Raw genomic sequence first — 16,938 nt, 5'->3', positions numbered from 1 at the left:
CGCCGCCGAGCGACTCGCCGAGGGTGAACAGCTGCGCCCGGTTGCAGACCTCGACACCCGGGGGTGCGGCGGGCCGGGGCCTGCGATCAGCGGATCAGCGGATCAGGTGATGTCGTCCATCTGCTCCCGGCGCGCGGCCGGCACCGGAGCACTCGCCGCCGGCGCCGCCGAGGCCTCGACGGCCTCCGCCCCCGCGACCGTCTCGACCGAGAGGTCCACGTGCGAGGCCTCCTCGTCGTCCAGGTCGGCGTCCGGGTTGTTGCGGCGCTTGCGCCGGTCGTTGAACAGCGCGACGCCCACCGCGGCGAAGTACAGCGCCCAGATCGGCGCGGCCAGCACCAGCATGCTGACCGGGTCGGCGCTCGGGGTGGCGAACGCGGCGAACACCGTGATGCCCATGACCATCCCGCGCCACCAGCCGAGCAGCCGCTTGCCGGTGACCATGCCGACCATGTTCATCATCACGAGCAGCAGCGGGAACTCGAAGGCCAGGCCGAAGACCAGCACCATCCGGGTCGCGATGTCGAAGTAGTCGTCGGGCGGCAGGATCGGCGTGGTCTTGTCCGGGGTGAACGAGATCAGCACCTGGACCGTGGTCGGCAGGGTCAGGATCGCGCAGCCCACGCCCGCCAGGAACAGCGGGGCGCCGCACACCATGAAGATGATCGTGTACTTCTTCTCGTGCCGGTGCAGACCGGGCGCGACGAACGCCCACACCTGCCACAGCCAGACCGGAACCGCGCCGACCACGCCGGCCGTCAACGCGACCTTGAGCATCCAGGTGAAGCCGGAGGTCAGACCGATGGTGGAGACCTGGGCGCACCTGCCTGCGTACTGGCCCGACGTCTCCGCGGTGCACTGCGGCAGCGGCTCCAGCAGGAAGTGCTCGATCGGCTTGTGGTAGACCGCCGCCACGATGGTGATCAGCACGATCGCCAGGACCGACTTGACCACGCGATTGCGCAGTTCCCGCAGGTGATCGGCGAGGGCCATCCGCCCCTCAGGATCCTTGGACGCCTTCGGCGCCTTGGAGAGCTTGCTCAACCCCGGTCCTCAACTCGTGCGTCGAGGCCCGTCGGTCGACGGGCCTCCGTGGTCGCGTGCGTCACGTGCGCCGCGCTCAGTGCGGTCGGTCGCCGTCCGCGGCGGGCCGCTCGGCGGGCTCGGCCACCGGCCGGGCCGTGCCGGTGGCACCGGGCGCGGTCTGGATGGTCTTGGCCGCACCGCCGTCCACCGGCGGCGCCGGCGCGGGCTCCGCGGCCTCGCCGTCCGTGCGCATCGCCTTGGCCTCGCTCTTGAGGATCCGCATCGACTGGCCGAGGGAGCGCGCCAGATCGGGCAGCCGCTTGGCACCGAAAAGTACGATGCCGACCACCACGACCACGACGATCGCGGTCATAGAGATGCGCATGCTCGACCACCTTCAGTCAACGCGGCACCGGCGGACCGCCCGCGGCGGATGGTAACCGCTACGGATGACACCCCGACGACGTCCGCCCGAACAAGGACAGCGGCTCCCGGTTCGCAGTTCAGGAGCCACCTGAGAGCGTAACCCGCTCCTACGCCCGGGATGCAGTCCCCGTACGGCCTGGTGACGGAGCCCTCAGCGGGACGGCACCGCCGCCGCCAGCTCCTCGGCCGCGTCGGCCAGCGCCCGCGAGGCCGTGCCGACGCCCTTGGCCAGCGCCCGGACGTCCAGCCAGAGCCGGATCCCGAGGACCCCGAGGACCAGCAGGCCCGCGGTGGCGAGCAGGACGGCGGCGACCAGCATCCAGGACATGCCGCCCACCCTATACGGGCCCGGGGGCCCGTCCCCGGGCTCCTACCCCTCCGCCGGGACGAGCCGCATGGTGCGCACCCCGGCCCTGGTGAGCGCCGCCACGATCTTCTCCCCCGCCGCCTTGCGCACCGCCGCCCCGCACGACGGACAGCCGAAGCTGTAGTGCGCCTGCGCCGGAGTGCGGCCGAGGGTCAGGCGGAACTCCTCGGCCGGCAGCTCCACCTTCTCCCGGCACTGCGAGCAGTAGACCTTGAATCTGGTACCGGGCTCCACGGCTCAGTCCCGCCCCTCCCCGTAGGCGGCCAGCGCCTCCCGGGCCGCCGCACGCGCCTGCTCGGCGAGCTGCGGCGGCGACACGATCCGCCCGTCCCGGCCCAGCCGCAGCGCCAGCGGGCGCAGCTGGGAGGGGTCGGCGCTGCGCAGCGTGATCCGCAGGCCGCCGTCGGGCAGTTCCTCGGCCCGGTCGTGGGTGTAGTACTCGGCCACCCAGCGCCCGCCGGAGGACACCTCGACGACCACCTCGGGGTCGTCCGCCGCCGGGTTGACCAGCCCGCCGGACAGGTCTCGCGGCTCGCGCCGGGGCGGGTCGGCGGGCACGTCCAGGACCCGGATCTCGGCCACCCGGTCCAGCCGGAACATCCGGTGGTCCTCCGAGGTGCGGCACCAGGCTTCCAGGTAGGTGTGGCCCTCGGTGAGCAGGCGGATCGGGTCGACCTCGCGCTCGGTCATCCCGCCGCGCCCGTGCGAGTAGTAGCGCAGCCACAGCCGCCGGCCCTCGCTCAGCGCGCGGTCGATGTCGGCGAAGACATGGCTCTCGGCCTCGAAGGTCACGCCGACCCGGGCGCTGCCCTCGGCGCTCTCCCCCGCCGCGTTCTCGATCTTGGCGACGGCCCGGGTGAGCGCCTCCCGGTCCCCGGCCCGCAGACCCGGCAGCCCGGCCACCGCGCGGGCGGCGACCAGCAGCGCGGTGGCCTCGTCGGCGGCCAGCCGCAGCGGCTGCGCGACGTCGTCGACGTTGTGCCACCAGATCCGCTCGCCGTCGGTGTCGATGTCGAGCAGGTCGCCGCCGCGGAAGCTGGTGCCACACATCGGCAGCACGTTGAGGTCCCCGATCAGCTCGCGCTCGGTGATCCCGAACGCCCGGGCCACCTCGGCGACCTCGGCCCCGGGCCGCTCCCGCAGGTAGGTGACCAGCGACAGCATCCGTCGCGTCTGGTCGATGGCGTTGCTCATGCGTCCACCTCGCTGCGCTCGGCGGGCGCTCCGCACAGTGCGAACCTGCTCGTCGTTCGCTCGCTTCGCTCGTTCACGCCCGCACACCCTCCACCACATCCGGCCCGGCGACCGCCCGCAGCCGCTCGATCACGTCGGTCCGCAGCTCCTCCGGCCCGAGCACCACGACGTCCGGCCCGAACTCTGCCAGGTCGGCGCCCAGCCCGTTGCCGTACGGGATCTCCAGTTCGTCCCAGGCCTCGTCGACCCGGCCGGTGCTCAGCGCCTTGGTGCGCAGCGGGAAGCCCGCGCCCCGGCGGACCCGCACGGTCGCGGTGGCCGTGGCGCCCTCGCCGGCGAACTTGGCGACGGTCGCCCGCACGTCCACGTGCTCCGGCACGGTGCCGAGGAACGCGCCGGTCCTCGCCCGCACCTTGCCGGTGATCCGGCTGAGCCGGAACACCCGGGCGTCGCCGCGGTCGCGGTCCCAGCCGGCCAGGTACCAGTGCCCGCGCCAGCACTCCAGCGCCCACGGCTCGACGCTGCGCTGCTCGACGGCGGCGGCGCCGGCCTTGCGGTACTCGAAGGTGACCGGACGGCGGTCCCGGGCGGCGGTGAGCAGCGGCTCGAACGCGGCCTCCCGGGCGGGGATGCGCGGCTCCAGGGCGGAGCGCGACTCGGCCTCGGAGAACGGCACCCCGGCGGCCCGCAGCTTCTGCAGCGCGCCGCTGGCGGCGCCGGACATCTTGGCCTGCTGCCAGACCCGCGCGGCCAGCGTGAGGGCGGCCGCCTCCTCGGCGTCCAGCGCGATCTCGGGCAGCCGGTTGCGGTCGGCGCGGGCGAGGTAGCCGAGCTCGCCGTCCAGGGCGTTCTCGTCGACGTCGATCACCAGGCCGAGCTCGCGCAGGTCGTCCTTGTCCCGCTCGAACATCCGGTTGAAGGCGTCCTCGCTGCTGTTCTGCCAGGCCTCGCGGTACGCCTCGATCGATTCCCGCAGCTCCTTCTTGGAGAGCGGACGTCTGGTGTTCATCAGGCACAGGGCGAGATTCATCAGCCGCTCTGCCTTCGCGATCGCCATCGCTGACCCTTCCGGTGTGCCGCGCCGTGCGCGGGGTGCGCCGCCGGACGATCGTCACCCGGCGGGACCGACCGTACCGGTAGCGGTACGCACCGCAAAAGCCGCCTCCGCCTCATTCACGGACGTGCCCGTGGGCCGGGCCCCCGGAGGGGTCCGGCCCACGGCCGCGACGGGCTCAGACGCCCAGCAGGTCGACCACGAAGATCAGGGTCGAGTGCGGCGGGATGAGCGGCGACGGCGACTGCGCGCCGTAGGCCAGGTGCGACGGGATGACCAGCTCGCGGCGGCCGCCGACCTTCATGCCCTCGACGCCCTGGTCCCAGCCCTTGATGACGCGGCCGGCGCCCAGCGGGAAGCGGAACTCGTTGGGGCTCCGGTTCCAGCTCGCGTCGAACTCCTCACCGGTCTCGAAGGTCACGCCGACGTAGCGGACGCTGACGACCTGGCCCTTCTTGGCCTCCGCGCCGTCACCGACGACGATGTCGCGGATCTGCAGCTCGGTCGGAGCGTCGCCGCCCGGGAAATCGATCTCAGGCTTCTCGTTGAGGCTCACAGTCCCTCTTCTCACGGTTCTCTCTGCATCCATGACCAAGCGGCGGGCGCCCGCACCCCGGTCCGTCCGGACCACGGTACGGGCGCCCGCCGCCCGTACGGGACCGGCCACGCGGCCGGTCCCGAAGGTCACACGCACACCATTGTCACCCGAAAGTGGATCAGCCCTGACCCGCGTCCAGGATGTCGACCACGAACACCAGCGGAGCGTTGGCCGGGATGTCGCCCTGGCCCTTGTCCCCGTAGGCGAGCGCCGCCGGGATCACCAGCTCGACCCGGCTGCCGACGGTCTGGCCCGCCAGGCCCTGGTCCCAGCCCTGGATGACCTGGCCGCCGCCGACGGCGAAGCTGAACGCCTGGCCCTTGCCGAGCGAGGAGTCGAAGACCTTGCCGTCCTTGAACAGCGCACCGGTGTACTGGACGACGACCTTCTCGCCCTTCTCGACCACCGGGCCGGTGCCCTTGATCAGGACGTGCGTCTTGAGCTCGGTCGGATCGGCCGCGCCCGCCACCGGGGTGATCTCGGCCGGCTTCTTGCCGTTGTCCTTGACCTGCGGGAAGCCCGCCGGCGGCGGGGTGACCGTACCGCTGACCGTCGCGTCGGGCGCGTTGGTGTTGCGGATGTCGATCACGAAGATCAGGTTGTCCTTGGCCCCGATCGACATGTCCGGCTTGCCCTGCGAGCCGAAGGCCGCGGCCGGCGGCGCCACCACGAGGACCCGGCTGCCGGCCTTCTTGCCGAGCACCGCCTGGTCCAGCGCCGGGATCAGCGCGTCCGTGCCGGCCTGGAAGATCTGCTGCTTCTGGCCCTGGTCGAAGGAGCTCGGGATGTCCTTGCCGGTGTTCCAGTTCTTCGCCGTGTAGTCGACGGTGGTCCAGGAGTTCTTGTCCACCTTCGGGCCGGTGCCCTCGGACAGCACCTTCACCACGAACGAGCCGTCGGGCTGGTCGGACGGCACCTGGATGTCGGCCTTCTTGCCGAAGTCGCCGGTGATCGTCGGCAGGACCTTGGCATCGTCCTTGATCGGCGGCACCGGATCGGCGGTCGGCGTGGCGGGCGCGCTCTTGGCGGCGTCCGGCTTGGCCTCCGACGAGCCGTTGTCCTTGTTGACCATGTAGAGCGTCACGCCGCTGCCGACCAGCAGCACCGCGAGCACCGTGCCCAGGATCACGCCGAGGCGGCCCACCGACGGCGGGTTCTCGTCGTACCCGGCCTCGGAGGTGTCGACCTTGCGCACGTTGGAGGCGAAGATCTGCGGTTCCTCGGTCTTCGTCCCGCCGGCCGGTCGCGGCCGGTCCTCGGGGCTCGCCCAGCCGGCCTGCTGCTTCAGGATCGACGGCGGCACGACGATCGACTCACCGTCGCCCGGCATCGGCCCGCCGGGACGCGACGCCGCCGGGTCACCCGAGGATCCGTCGTTCGCCGCGGTACCCGACCCGCCGGGGTTCGGCGCTTTCTCAGTCATGACTCCCCATCCATCTCGCCACCGGTCATTCGAGCTCTGCCACCGGCACGCCCGGTGCCGGTCTGCCGTCGCACCGTCCGCCCGGGCCCCGGGCGCCGGAGGCGCCTGCCACAGTGCGAGGGCAGTATGACAGTTCAGGATGAGGGCGGGCGCTTCCGTGTGCGAGCGCCCGCCCAAGCGTACGGAATCCTGCGGGAGTCTTCCTAGACCGCTTCCAGAATGTCGATCACGAACACCAGCGTGGAGTTCGCCGGCACCGAACCCTGCGCCTGGTCCTTGTACCCGAGCGCGGGCGGCACCACCAGCTCCACCCGGCTGCCGACGTTCTGGCCCACCAGGCCCTTGTCCCAGCCCTCGATCACGCTCCCGGTGCCGATCTGCACCGCCTGCGCGCCGCCGTGCGTCCAGGACGAATCGAACTGCTGGCCGTTGCTCCAGAGCACCCCGGTGTACTGCACCACCAGCGTCTGCCCGGTCTTGACCTGCTTGCCCTCGCCCTTGATCAGCACCGCCTGCTGGAGATCGGTGGGCGGGGCCTGTCCGGGCGGGACGGTGATCGTCACCGGGGCCTTGCCGTTGTCCTTGACCTGTGGCAGGTTCGCGGGCGGCTGGGTCATCGTGCCGGTCAGGGTCGAGTCCGGCGGCAGGCTCTCCATGATGTCCAGCACGAAGACCACGGTGTCGCCCTTGGCCACGCCGAGCTGGCTGCTGCCCTGGTCACCGAAGGCCGCCGCCGGCGGGGCCACCACGAGCAGCCGGCTGCCGACCTTCTTGCCGATCACGCTCTGGTCGAAGGCCGGCACCAGCTGGCCGCTGCCCGCCTGGTACAGCTGCGGCTTGCCGCCCGCGTCGTAGGAGCTCGGCAGGTCCTTTCCGGTGGTCCAGTCCTTCGCCGTGTAGTTGACCGTGACCCAGTCGCCCTTGTTCACCACCGCCCGGTCACCCTCGCTGACGGTGTTCACCACGAACTGACCGCTGGGCTGGCCCTCGGGAAGCGTGATGGTGGCCTTACTGCCGTAGCCGCCACCCGAAAGGGTGGGCATCGGTGAGGCTTCGTTGACCGGAGTGGGCACGGTCGGGGCCGCGCTGGCCGTGGTCGGCGTCGCCGGGCCGGCCGCCTTGGTCGAACTGCTGCAGGCGACCGCCAGCAGCAGCGGAAGGGTGATCAGCAACCCGGCGGTGCGGCGCACGGTGGTCCTAACTGTCGTTCGAAGTCGGCTCTCCAGACTCGACGAACAGCGTATGCCCCGCACGGGTCCGGCCCCGGTAGACACCACCGGGGCCGGCTCCGCGGACTCGGTCATGGCTCCTTGGGCCACGACCGCTCGATCACATCCCCGCGATCAGCTTCTCCACCCGTTCGTCCACCGAACGGAACGGGTCCTTGCACAGCACCGTGCGCTGCGCCTGGTCGTTCAGCTTCAGGTGCACCCAGTCCACCGTGAAGTCCCGGCGCTGCTCCTGCGCCCGGCGGATGAAGTCCCCGCGCAGCCGCGCCCGGGTGGTCTGCGGCGGGATCGACTTGGCCTCGAAGGTCTTGAGGTCCGTCGTCACCCGCTTCGCCTGTCCCTTGCCCTGGAGCAGGTAGAACAGGCCGCGGCGGCGGTGGATGTCGTGGTACGCGAGGTCGATCTGCGCCACCCGCGGGTTGGACATGCTCATCTGGTGCTTCTCGCGGTAGCGCTCGATGAGCTTGTACTTCATGATCCAGTCGATCTCGGTGGCCACCCCGTCCAGCCGCTCGGAGCGGACGGCCTCCAGGGTGCGGCCCCACAGGTCGAGGACCTGCGCGATGGTGCCGGTGTTGATGCCCTTGCGGTCGGCGAACTCCAGCGCCTTGGTGTAGTACTCCTCCTGGATGTCCAGCGCGCTGGCCTCCCGCCCGTTGGCGAGCCGCACCTGGTGGGTGCCGGTGAGGTCGTGGCTGACCTCGCGGATCGCCCGGATCGGGTTCTCCAGGGTGAGGTCGCGCATCACCACGCCGGCCTCGATCAGCCGCAGCACCAGGTCGGTGGCGCCGACCTTGAGCAGCGTCGTGGTCTCCGACATGTTGGAGTCACCGACGATCACGTGCAGCCGGCGGTAGCGCTCGGCGTCCGCGTGCGGTTCGTCGCGGGTGTTGATGATCGGGCGGGAGCGGGTGGTGGCGGAGCTGACGCCCTCCCAGATGTGCTCGGCCCGCTGGCTCACGCAGTACACCGCGCCGCGCGGCGTCTGCAGCACCTTGCCCGCGCCGCAGATCAGCTGGCGGGTGACGAGGAACGGGATGAGCACGTCGGCCAGCCGTGAGAACTCGCCGTGCCGGGCCACCAGGTAGTTCTCGTGGCAGCCGTAGGAGTTGCCGGCCGAGTCGGTGTTGTTCTTGAACAGGTAGACGTCCCCCGCGATGCCCTCCTCGTGCAGCCGCCGTTCGGCGTCCACCAGGAGCCCTTCGAGGATGCGCTCGCCCGCCTTGTCGTGCGTCACCAGCTCGACCACGTCGTCGCATTCGGGGGTGGCGTACTCGGGGTGGGAGCCGACGTCGAGGTACAGCCGGGCGCCGTTGCGCAGGAACACGTTGCTGCTGCGGCCCCAGGAGACGACGCGGCGGAACAGGTACCGCGCCACCTCGTCAGGCGACAGCCGCCGCTGCCCGCGGAACGTGCAGGTGACCCCGTACTCGTTCTCCAGCCCGAAGATCCGGCGGTCCATGAGCACTCCTTCTTCCTGTCGGAGCTGTCCGAAACCGCCTCCACGACGGGCGAACCGCCGCAGGGGCACCGGAGTCCCGTGCGGCGATCGCTCGCCGCACGGGACTCCGAAGGCACTACTCGTCCGACGACGGGGTGGCCGCCGGACCTTCCTCGTCGTCCGCCGCGGACTGGTCCCCGTCGAGCAGCCGGCCGAGCTGGCCGCCCAGGATCCGCTTGAACTTCCGCTGCTGGAACCGCTGGCGGTCGAGGACGGCCACCTCCAGCTGTTCCGGCGTCAGGCTGCGGGCGCTGCCACCGTTGGGGTCCCGGGCCAGGGAGTCGACGGCGGTCCGCACCGCCTCGCCCAGCGCCATGCCTGCGCGGTGGCGCTGGCCCAGGTAGTTGCCGATGGAGTCGGCGTTGCCGCCGACCACCACGTAGTTCTTCTCGTCGACGATCGAACCGTCCGGCGTGAGCCGGTAGATCTGGTCCTCCTCCGTCGTCCGGCCGACCTCGGCGACGACCAGCTCGACCTCGTACGGCTTCTCGCCGACCGAGGAGAAGATCGTGCCGAGCGTCTGGGCGTAGACGTTGGCGAGGCCACGGGCCGTGACGTCGGCCCGGTCGTAGGAGTAGCCGCGCAGGTCGGCGTAGCGCACGCCGCCGATCCGCAGGTTCTCGAACTCGTTGTAGCGGCCGACCGCCGCGAAGGCGATCTTGTCGTAGATCTCGGAGACCTTGTGCAGCGCCCGCGAGGTGTTCTCCGCGACGAAGACGATGCCGTCGGCGTAGGTGAGCACGACCACGCTGCGACCGCGCGCGATGCCCTTGCGGGCGTACTCCGCGCGGTCCGCCATGGCCTGCTGGGGCGAGACGTAGAACGGTGTCGACACCGGCGGTCGTCCCTTTCCTGTGAGGTAGCGGCTAGAGCAGCGGGGCCTGCGGGCCGTCGGGGTGGGCGAGGCGCTGGTCGGTGATGGAGACGGCGATCCGCGCGACCTCCGGCTCGGTGAGCCGGCGGAAGCCGTCCTCGGTGATCAGCGAGACGATGGGGTAGATCTTGCGGGCGAGGTCGGGACCACCGGTGGCGGAGTCGTCGTCGGCCGCGTCGTAGAGCGCCTGGACGACCAGCGTGGCGGCCTGGTCGGCCGTCAGGCCCTCCCGGTAGAGCTTCTTCATCGAGCCGCGGGCGAACACCGAGCCGGAGCCGGTGGCCGCGAAGCCGCGCTCCTCGGAGCGCCCGCCGGTGACGTCGTAACCGAAGATCCGGCCGCGCCCGAGGTCGAGGTCGTAGCCGGCGAACATCGGCACCACCGCGAGGCCCTGCATCGCCATGCCGAGGTTGCCGCGGATCATGCTGGTGAGCCGGTTGGCCTTGCCCTCCAGGGAGAGCGTGGCGCCCTCGATCTTCTCGTAGTGCTCCAGCTCCAGCTGGAACAGCCGGACCATCTCGACCGCGAGGCCGGCGGTGCCGGCGATGCCGACCGCGCTGTACTCGTCGGCCGGGAACACCTTCTCGATGTCCCGCTGGGCGATCACGTTGCCCATGGTGGCGCGGCGGTCACCGGCGATGACCACACCGCCGTCGAACACCGCGGCCACGATCGTGGTCCCGTGCGGGGCCTCGACCACCGCGCCCTCGGGCAGCCCGCGCCGGCCGGGGATCAACTCCGGCTTGTGCTCGGCGAGGAAGTCGAGGAACGAGGAGGACCCCGGGGTCAGGAAGGCAGCCGGTAGACGCCCGGTGCCACGAGTGTTGGCTTCCACACGATTCCTTCCAGGTAGCTTGAAGCGTGCGATCCCCGCACCCTACCCGCCGACGATCAACGTCCACGCGTGGAGGGGCCGGAGCCGGGACGGGCGGACGGCCGAGGCCGCCCGGCCGTCCCCGACGGTCACGACCGTGAATTCCGCAATGCCCGCGGCGGACTATTGCCCACCCTTTTGGACAAATCCCCGCACGAAATCCTCGGCGTTCGACTCGAGGACTTCGTCGATTTCGTCCAGGACCGCGTCGACGTCGTCGTCGAGCTTTTCCTGGCGCTCCTTGAGGTCGTCGGAATTCTGGGTTTCCGCGGCCTGCTCCTCGACCTCCTCTGAGGAGCGGTTCGCCCGCTGCTGGCCGCCGCCGGTGTCCTTGCTCGCCATTTCCCTCACCCCGCTCGAATCGTCTGGCACGGTTGGGTCGCTGCTTACTGCACCGACCCTATACACAAGGTGCGACTGCCGCTCCCGGTTTGCCGGTGGCGCTTCGTGTCCGACACCCGCTGCCACCCCGGATGATTCCCATTCGGCGGACGTTCACCCGTGGTGATCGAAAAGTTACCCGCCGGAGAGGACCCGTAGCAGGTCCTCGGCCGTCCGGCAGCGGTCCAACAGCTCCTTGACGTGGTTGCGGGTGCCGCGCAGGGGCTCCAGGGTGGGCACCCGCTGCAGCGAGTCGCGGCCCGGCAGGTCGAAGATGACCGAGTCCCAGGACGCCGCCGCCACGTGCTCCGCGTACTGGTCCAGGCAGCGCCCGCGGAAGTACGCCCTGGTGTCGTCCGGCGGCTCGGAGACGGCCCGCTCGACCTCCTCCTCGGTGACCAGCCGCTCGAACCTTCCGCGGGCCACCAGGCGGTTGTAGAGGCCCTTCTCGGGCCGGACGTCGCTGTACTGGAGGTCCACCAGGTGCAGCCGCGGGTTGTCCCACTCCAGGGCGTCGCGGCTGCGGTAGCCCTCCAGGATCTCCCGCTTGGCGATCCAGTCCAGCTGGCGGGAGAGCGACATCGGGTCGCGCTCCAGACGGCCGAGGACGTCCTCCCAGCGCGCCAGGACGTCCACGGTCTGCGCGTCCGCGTCGGTGCCGAAGCGGTCCTCGACGTACTTGCGCGCGAGCTCGAAGTACTCCAGCTGCAGCTGGACGGCGGTGAGCTTGCGCCCGTTGCGCAGGGTGATCAGGTGCTTGAGGGTGGGGTCGTGGGAGACCCGGTGCAGGGTGCGCACCGGCTGGTCGACGGCGAGGTCGGAGGCGATGAAGGAGTCCTCGATCATCGACAGGACCAGCGCGGTGGTGCCCAGCTTGAGGTAGGTGGAGATCTCGGAGAGGTTGGCGTCCCCGATGATCACGTGCAGCCGGCGGTACTTCTCGGCGTCGGCGTGCGGTTCGTCGCGGGTGTTGATGATCGGCCGCTTGAGGGTGGTCTCCAGGCCGACCTCGACCTCGAAGTAGTCGGCCCGCTGGCTGATCTGGAAGCCGTGGGCGGAGCCGTCCTGGCCGATGCCGACCCGGCCGGCGCCGGTGACCACCTGGCGGGAGACGAAGAACGGGGTGAGGTGGCGGACGATGTCGGCGAACGGCGTCGCCCGCTTCATCAGGTAGTTCTCGTGGGTGCCGTAGGAGGCGCCCTTGTTGTCGGTGTTGTTCTTGTACAGGTGGATGGTCTGCCCGTTGGGCAGTTCCAGCGCGCGCTGCGCGGCGGCCGCCATGATCCGTTCGCCGGCCTTGTCCCACAGCACGGCGTCGCGCGGGTTGGTGACCTCGGGCGAGCTGTACTCGGGGTGCGCGTGGTCCACGTAGAACCGGGCCCCGTTGGTGAGGATGACGTTGGCGAGGCCGATGTCCTCGTCGGTGAGCTGGCTGGCGTCCGCCACCTCGCGCGCGAGGTCGAAGCCCCGTGCGTCGCGCAGCGGGTTCTCCTCCTCGAAGTCCCAGCGGGCCCGCCTGGCCCGGTGCATCGCCGCCGCGTACGCGTTGACGATCTGGGACGAGGTGAGCATGGCGTTGGCGTTGGGGTGACCGGGCACGGAGATCCCGTACTCGGTCTCGATGCCCATCACGCGCCGTACGGTCATGCGGCCCTCCTTGCCCCGGTGCGCCGCCCCCCTGGGCGGAACACGCTGACGTACCGCTGAACAACACCGGTGCCGGCGGTCTGCCCGCGAACGGTGCGTCGAGCCTAGAACGCGGGGCCGGTGGCCGGGCCCCGAGACGCGCCGTCCGGCTGCGGGGCCGCGAGGCGCCACAGCCGGACGGGGTGCGTGCTGTTCCGGGGCCGGGTGCCGGCCTCGTCCTGCGGATCGAAAGAGTGGTGCGATTACAGGTACTGCCCCGTGTTGGCGACGGTGTCGATGGAGCGGCCGGACTCGGCGCCCTGCTTGCCCGTGACCAGCGTCCGGATGAAGACGATCCGCTCGCCCTTCTTGCCGGAGATGCGGGCCCAGTCGTCCGGGTTGGTGGTGTTGGGCAGGTCCTCGTTCTCCTTGAACTCGTCCACGCAGGCGGCGAGCAGGTGGGAGACGCGCAGTCCGCGCTGACCGTGGTCGAGGAAGTCCTTGATGGCCATCTTCTTCGCGCGGTCGACGATGTTCTGGATCATCGCCCCGGAGTTGAAGTCCTTGAAGTACAGGACCTCCTTGTCCCCGTTGGCGTAGGTGACCTCCAGGAAGCGGTTGTCCTCGGTCTCCGAGTACATCCGCTCCACGACCGACTGGATCATCGCGGCCACGGTGGCCTCGACCGAGCCGTCGTGCTCCTTGAGGTCGTCGGGGTGGAAGGGCAGCGAGCCCTTCAGGTACTTGGAGAAGATGTCCTTCGCGGCCTCGGCGTCCGGGCGCTCGATCTTGATCTTGACGTCCAGGCGGCCGGGTCGCAGGATCGCCGGGTCGATCATGTCCTCGCGGTTGGAGGCGCCGATGACGATGACGTTCTCCAGGCCCTCCACGCCGTCGATCTCGGCCAGCAGCTGCGGGACGATGGTGTTCTCCACGTCCGAGCTGACACCCGAGCCACGGGTGCGGAACAGCGACTCCATCTCGTCGAAGAAGACGATGACGGGGGTGCCCTCGCCCGCCTTCTCCCGGGCCCGCTGGAAGACCAGGCGGATCTGCCGCTCGGTCTCGCCCACGTACTTGTTGAGCAGCTCGGGGCCCTTGATGTTGAGGAAGTAGCTCTTGCCCTGGGGGCGGCCGGTGACCTCGGCGACCTTCTTGGCCAGCGAGTTGGCGACCGCCTTGGCGATCAGCGTCTTGCCGCAGCCGGGCGGCCCGTAGAGCAGGACGCCCTTGGGCGGGCGCAGCTCGTACTCCTTGAAGAGGTCGGCGTGCAGGTACGGCAGCTCGACCGCGTCGCGGATCAGCTCGATCTGGTTGCTGAGGCCGCCGATCTGGCGGTAGTCGATGTCCGGGACCTCTTCGAGGACCAGCTCCTCGACCTCGGACTTCGGCACGACCTCGTACACGTAGCCGGAGCGGGGCTCCAGCAGCAGGGCGTCCCCCGCCCGGATGGTGACCTCGCGCAGCGGTTCGGCGAGGCGCACCACGCGTTCCTCGTCGGTGTGGCCGATGACCAGGGCGCGCTCGCCGTCCTCGAGGATCTCCTTGAGGGTGACGATCTCGCCGATGCGCTCGAAGGCCATCGCGTCCACGATGTTGAGGGCCTCGTTGAGCATCACTTCCTGGCCGCGCCGCAGCACGTCGAGTTCGACGTTGGGACTGACGTTGACGCGGAGCTTGCGACCGCCGGTGAAGATGTCGGCGGTGCCGTCCTCGTTCGCCTGCAGGAAGGTGCCGAAGCCGGCGGGCGGCTGGGCCAGCCGGTCCACCTCTTCCTTGAGGGCCACGATCTGGTCGCGGGCCTCGCGCAGCGTGGAGGCGAGTCGTTCGTTCTGGGCGGTCACGCCGGCCAGGTTGGTCTGGAGCTCGACGATCCGCTCTTCGAGGATTCTCGAATTGCGCGGCGAGTCGGCGAGCTTGCGGCGCAGCACGGCGATTTCCTGCTCAAGGTACGAGACCTGAGCGGCCTCGTCGGAACCACGAGCGGGCCTGCCGGTGCTGCGGTTGTAGTCGTCATCGTGGGCTGCCACGGTCCTCACCTCCTCCGGGGAGCTGGACGCTTCCAGACCCTACCTGGGACCAGGGGTCCGTAAACCCCTAGATCAAGAAAGATGGAACGGGCGTGTCCGATCTTCGCCCTCGCGTGCTTCCCCTCTGCTAAGGGGATACCCACCGCGCACCGCCCAAAGCCGACCAGATGTATCGTCGAGCGAGTCGATATCCGATCGCGACCGGGAAGCCCGGTCCGATCGTTGTACGAATGGCGGGATTGCCCTCAGACGGGGGCGACCCGGGACAGAAACGGCGGAGAACAACGATGTCGGTGACCGAGCGGACGGCGGCGAACGAGGCCCTGGAGGTGTGGATCGACCAGGACCTGTGCACCGGCGACGGCATCTGCGCGCAGTACGCGCCGGAGGTCTTCGAACTCGACATCGACGGCCTGGCCTACGTGAAGGGGCCGGACGACGAACTGCGCCAGCAGCCCGGGGAGACGGCCCCCGTGCCGCTGACGCTGCTTCAGGACGTGGTGGACTCGGCGAAGGAGTGCCCCGGCGACTGCATCCACGTGCGCCGGGTCTCCGACCGGGTCGAGGTGTACGGGCCGGACGCCGACGAATAGGCGTCTCAGGTCTCGGTGTTCGGGGCGGCGGTCTGGGTGCGCACCCAGCCGCCGCCCCTGTGCGTCCAGGTGAGGTCGAGTGAGACGTCCGGGCTGAAGCGCGGGACGTCGTCGCTCGAATACCCCTGCGCGTGGCCGGTGATGGTGCCGTCGGAGCGCAGGGCGAGCCTGGTGACGGTGAGGTTCTCGCGCTCCGAGACGAGGGTCGCGAGGACGACGGGCCGCTCGGCGGTGCCGCCGAGGAGGTAGACGGCGTCCGGCGGGGTGCCGGTCTCGGCGGCGCAGTGCGCGGCGACGACGGTGCCGGGCCGGCCGTCGCCGAGGTCGGCGGCCAGGCGGATCGTCGGCTTGACCGGGAACGGGCCGCAGTCGAGCGGGAGTTGGGCCTTGGCCGGATCGGGGGCCAGGGCCGCCGGGGCGGCCTTGGGGCCGCTGCCGTGGAGGGGCACCGGGGTGCCGGTCGCGGGCGAGGCCGCGAGGGCGCTCGCCACGACGGCTCCGCAGCCCGCCAGAGCGAGGGCCCAGTGCCACGGGGCGGTTCGAACGTGGCCGGGCCGGGTGCGGCCCGCCGGGGTCTGCTGTCCAGCCGTCGTCCCGACCGCGGTCTCCACCAGGCGTCCCCTCCAGTGGTCTGTGTGAGCTGGCATCGTCCCACATCGCGGTGGTGCTCCGGTGACCGGGGCGGGAACGCCGGAGGGGTGGCACGGCCGGGCCGTACCACCCCTCCTCGACGGTCGTGCGTCAGCCGAGGTCGGTGTCCTCGGCCGCGGCGGCGCGGGCGGCGGCCCGGGCGGCCGCGCGCTCCTGCAGGGTCGGCTCGGGCGACCCGTTGTCGTAGTCCTCGCCGTACGCGCCCTTGGCCGGGCGGCGGCGGCGCAGCGGCGGCTCGACGCCGTCGGCGAGGCGCCGGGCGGTGAGCAGGAAGCCGGTGTGGCCGATCATCCGGTGGTCCGGGCGGACCGCCAGGCCCTCCAGGTGCCAGGTGCGGACCATGGTCTCCCAGGCCTGCGGCTCGGTGAAGGTGCCGTGGTCGCGCAGCGCCTCGACGGTCTTGGACATCTGCGTGGTGGTGGCCACGTAGCAGCAGATGAGGCCGCCGGGGACGAGCGCCTTGGAGGCGACGTCCAGGCACTCCCACGGGGCGAGCATGTCGAGGATGATGCGGTCGACGTCGGTCTCGACCAGGTTGTCCTGGAGGTCGCCGACGGTGAGCTTCCACGCCGGGTGCGAGCCGCCGAAGTAGCGCTCGACGTTCCCCTTGGCGATGTCGGCGAAGTCCTGCCGACGCTCGTAGGAGGCCAGCATCCCCTGCTCGCCGACGGCGCGCAGCAGGTAGGTGCTGAGCGCGCCGGACCCCACGCCGGCCTCCACCACGCGGGCACCCGCGAAGATGTCGGCCATCGCGAGGATCTGGCCCGCGTCCTTGGGGTAGATCACGGCGGCGCCGCGCGGCATGGACAGGACGTAGTCGGGGAGCAGGGGACGCAGCGCGAGGTACGGGACGTTCCCCGTGGTGCGCACGACCGTGCCTTCGGGAGCGCCGATCAGCTCGTCGTGCGGGAACGCACCCTTGTGGGTGTGGAACTGGTTCCCGGCCTGGAGCGTGAACGTGTAGTGGCGACCCTTGGGGTCGGTCAGCTGGACCTGGTCCCCGACCTGGAAGGGCCCGCGTCGGCGGGCGGCACCGGTCGGTTCGGACATGCGGCCAATCCTAAGGGAAGTACGACCTCCCGCCCGCCGGG

The 16,938-nt window shown here is 70.8% G+C and carries 18 protein-coding genes; 1 reads left to right on the top strand and 17 read right to left on the bottom strand.

What is annotated here, in order from left to right; all coding sequences use genetic code 11:
- Nucleotides 1-102 precede the first annotated feature (102 nt).
- From tatC to arc, 15 genes are all read right to left on the bottom strand, one after another.
- The gene (gene tatC / locus AB0C76_RS32330; protein ID WP_359972421.1) at nt 103-1,044 is read right to left on the bottom strand and encodes a twin-arginine translocase subunit TatC; all 942 of its coding nucleotides are present in this window, start codon (nt 1,042-1,044) and stop codon (nt 103-105) included.
- A gap of 76 nt (nt 1,045-1,120) precedes the next feature.
- On the bottom strand, nt 1,121-1,411 hold the full coding sequence (tatA, locus tag AB0C76_RS32325) for a Sec-independent protein translocase subunit TatA (protein ID WP_359972419.1): 291 nt from the start codon (nt 1,409-1,411) through the stop codon (nt 1,121-1,123).
- 192 nt (nt 1,412-1,603) lie between these two features.
- Nucleotides 1,604-1,780 carry a hypothetical protein gene (locus AB0C76_RS32320; RefSeq protein ID WP_359972417.1) on the bottom strand — a complete coding sequence of 59 codons (177 nt, stop codon included), beginning with the start codon at nt 1,778-1,780 and terminating at the stop codon, nt 1,604-1,606.
- A gap of 42 nt (nt 1,781-1,822) precedes the next feature.
- Nucleotides 1,823-2,053 (bottom strand): hypothetical protein, encoded by a 231-nt coding sequence (locus AB0C76_RS32315; RefSeq protein ID WP_359972413.1) that lies wholly within the window; start codon nt 2,051-2,053, stop codon nt 1,823-1,825.
- 3 nt (nt 2,054-2,056) lie between these two features.
- Complete coding sequence (locus tag AB0C76_RS32310) at nt 2,057-3,013, bottom strand: WYL domain-containing protein (protein WP_359972411.1); 957 nt, start codon at nt 3,011-3,013, stop codon at nt 2,057-2,059.
- A gap of 73 nt (nt 3,014-3,086) precedes the next feature.
- On the bottom strand, nt 3,087-4,070 hold the full coding sequence (locus AB0C76_RS32305; protein ID WP_359972409.1) for a WYL domain-containing protein: 984 nt from the start codon (nt 4,068-4,070) through the stop codon (nt 3,087-3,089).
- 175 nt (nt 4,071-4,245) lie between these two features.
- Complete coding sequence (locus AB0C76_RS32300) at nt 4,246-4,623, bottom strand: FKBP-type peptidyl-prolyl cis-trans isomerase (protein WP_359972407.1); 378 nt, start codon at nt 4,621-4,623, stop codon at nt 4,246-4,248.
- Between the two features lie 160 nt (nt 4,624-4,783).
- Entirely contained in the window at nt 4,784-6,088 is a 1,305-nt protein-coding gene (locus AB0C76_RS32295) for an FKBP-type peptidyl-prolyl cis-trans isomerase (RefSeq protein WP_359972405.1), read from the bottom strand.
- 203 nt (nt 6,089-6,291) lie between these two features.
- Nucleotides 6,292-7,278 carry an FKBP-type peptidyl-prolyl cis-trans isomerase gene (locus AB0C76_RS32290; protein WP_359972403.1) on the bottom strand — a complete coding sequence of 329 codons (987 nt, stop codon included), beginning with the start codon at nt 7,276-7,278 and terminating at the stop codon, nt 6,292-6,294.
- A gap of 139 nt (nt 7,279-7,417) precedes the next feature.
- Nucleotides 7,418-8,779: a Pup--protein ligase gene (pafA, locus tag AB0C76_RS32285; RefSeq protein ID WP_359972401.1), complete on the bottom strand. Its 1,362-nt coding sequence runs from the start codon at nt 8,777-8,779 to the stop codon at nt 7,418-7,420.
- 115 nt (nt 8,780-8,894) lie between these two features.
- Nucleotides 8,895-9,653, bottom strand: coding sequence for a proteasome subunit alpha (prcA, locus tag AB0C76_RS32280; RefSeq protein WP_359972400.1), 759 nt, complete (start codon nt 9,651-9,653; stop codon nt 8,895-8,897).
- A 31-nt stretch (nt 9,654-9,684) separates the two neighbouring features.
- On the bottom strand, nt 9,685-10,527 hold the full coding sequence (gene prcB / locus AB0C76_RS32275) for a proteasome subunit beta (protein ID WP_359972398.1): 843 nt from the start codon (nt 10,525-10,527) through the stop codon (nt 9,685-9,687).
- Between the two features lie 162 nt (nt 10,528-10,689).
- Nucleotides 10,690-10,908, bottom strand: coding sequence for a ubiquitin-like protein Pup (locus AB0C76_RS32270; RefSeq protein ID WP_030242821.1), 219 nt, complete (start codon nt 10,906-10,908; stop codon nt 10,690-10,692).
- 174 nt (nt 10,909-11,082) lie between these two features.
- A complete protein-coding gene (dop, locus tag AB0C76_RS32265; protein ID WP_359972395.1) occupies nt 11,083-12,594 on the bottom strand; it encodes a depupylase/deamidase Dop in 1,512 nt (503 codons plus the stop codon).
- 242 nt (nt 12,595-12,836) lie between these two features.
- Entirely contained in the window at nt 12,837-14,603 is a 1,767-nt protein-coding gene (gene arc / locus AB0C76_RS32260; RefSeq protein ID WP_359972394.1) for a proteasome ATPase, read from the bottom strand.
- 287 nt (nt 14,604-14,890) lie between these two features.
- Here arc and AB0C76_RS32255 point away from each other — a divergent pair, with 287 nt between their 5' ends.
- Entirely contained in the window at nt 14,891-15,196 is a 306-nt protein-coding gene (locus AB0C76_RS32255) for a ferredoxin (RefSeq protein ID WP_359972392.1), read from the top strand.
- A gap of 5 nt (nt 15,197-15,201) precedes the next feature.
- Here AB0C76_RS32255 and AB0C76_RS32250 read toward each other — a convergent pair whose 3' ends face one another.
- Together AB0C76_RS32250 and AB0C76_RS32245 are read right to left on the bottom strand one after the other, a co-directional pair.
- A complete protein-coding gene (locus AB0C76_RS32250) occupies nt 15,202-15,843 on the bottom strand; it encodes a hypothetical protein (protein ID WP_359972390.1) in 642 nt (213 codons plus the stop codon).
- Nucleotides 15,844-15,937: 94 nt separating this feature from the next.
- Nucleotides 15,938-16,897: a tRNA (adenine-N1)-methyltransferase gene (locus AB0C76_RS32245; protein ID WP_359972388.1), complete on the bottom strand. Its 960-nt coding sequence runs from the start codon at nt 16,895-16,897 to the stop codon at nt 15,938-15,940.
- Nucleotides 16,898-16,938 lie beyond the last annotated feature (41 nt).

Source organism: Kitasatospora sp. NPDC048722 (genome assembly GCF_040650235.1).
Classification (GTDB): domain Bacteria; phylum Actinomycetota; class Actinomycetes; order Streptomycetales; family Streptomycetaceae; genus Kitasatospora.
Note: the sequence above shows the minus strand (reverse complement) of the source record. Positions and strands in the feature narration are given on the sequence as shown.

Bases quoted from the DNA above. Each gene is read 5' to 3' on its own strand.
- tatA (WP_359972419.1), bottom strand. From the start codon at position 1,411: ATGCGCATCTCTATGACCGCGATCGTCGTGGTCGTGGTGGTCGGCATC.
- AB0C76_RS32320 (WP_359972417.1), bottom strand. From the start codon at position 1,780: ATGTCCTGGATGCTGGTCGCCGCCGTCCTGCTCGCCACCGCGGGCCTG.
- AB0C76_RS32310 (WP_359972411.1), bottom strand. From the start codon at position 3,013: ATGAGCAACGCCATCGACCAGACGCGACGGATGCTGTCGCTGGTCACC.
- AB0C76_RS32305 (WP_359972409.1), bottom strand. From the start codon at position 4,070: ATGGCGATCGCGAAGGCAGAGCGGCTGATGAATCTCGCCCTGTGCCTG.
- AB0C76_RS32295 (WP_359972405.1), bottom strand. From the start codon at position 6,088: ATGACTGAGAAAGCGCCGAACCCCGGCGGGTCGGGTACCGCGGCGAAC.
- pafA (WP_359972401.1), bottom strand. From the start codon at position 8,779: ATGGACCGCCGGATCTTCGGGCTGGAGAACGAGTACGGGGTCACCTGC.
- AB0C76_RS32270 (WP_030242821.1), bottom strand. From the start codon at position 10,908: ATGGCGAGCAAGGACACCGGCGGCGGCCAGCAGCGGGCGAACCGCTCC.
- dop (WP_359972395.1), bottom strand. From the start codon at position 12,594: ATGACCGTACGGCGCGTGATGGGCATCGAGACCGAGTACGGGATCTCC.
- AB0C76_RS32255 (WP_359972392.1), top strand. From the start codon at position 14,891: ATGTCGGTGACCGAGCGGACGGCGGCGAACGAGGCCCTGGAGGTGTGG.
- AB0C76_RS32250 (WP_359972390.1), bottom strand. From the start codon at position 15,843: ATGCCAGCTCACACAGACCACTGGAGGGGACGCCTGGTGGAGACCGCG.
- AB0C76_RS32245 (WP_359972388.1), bottom strand. From the start codon at position 16,897: ATGTCCGAACCGACCGGTGCCGCCCGCCGACGCGGGCCCTTCCAGGTC.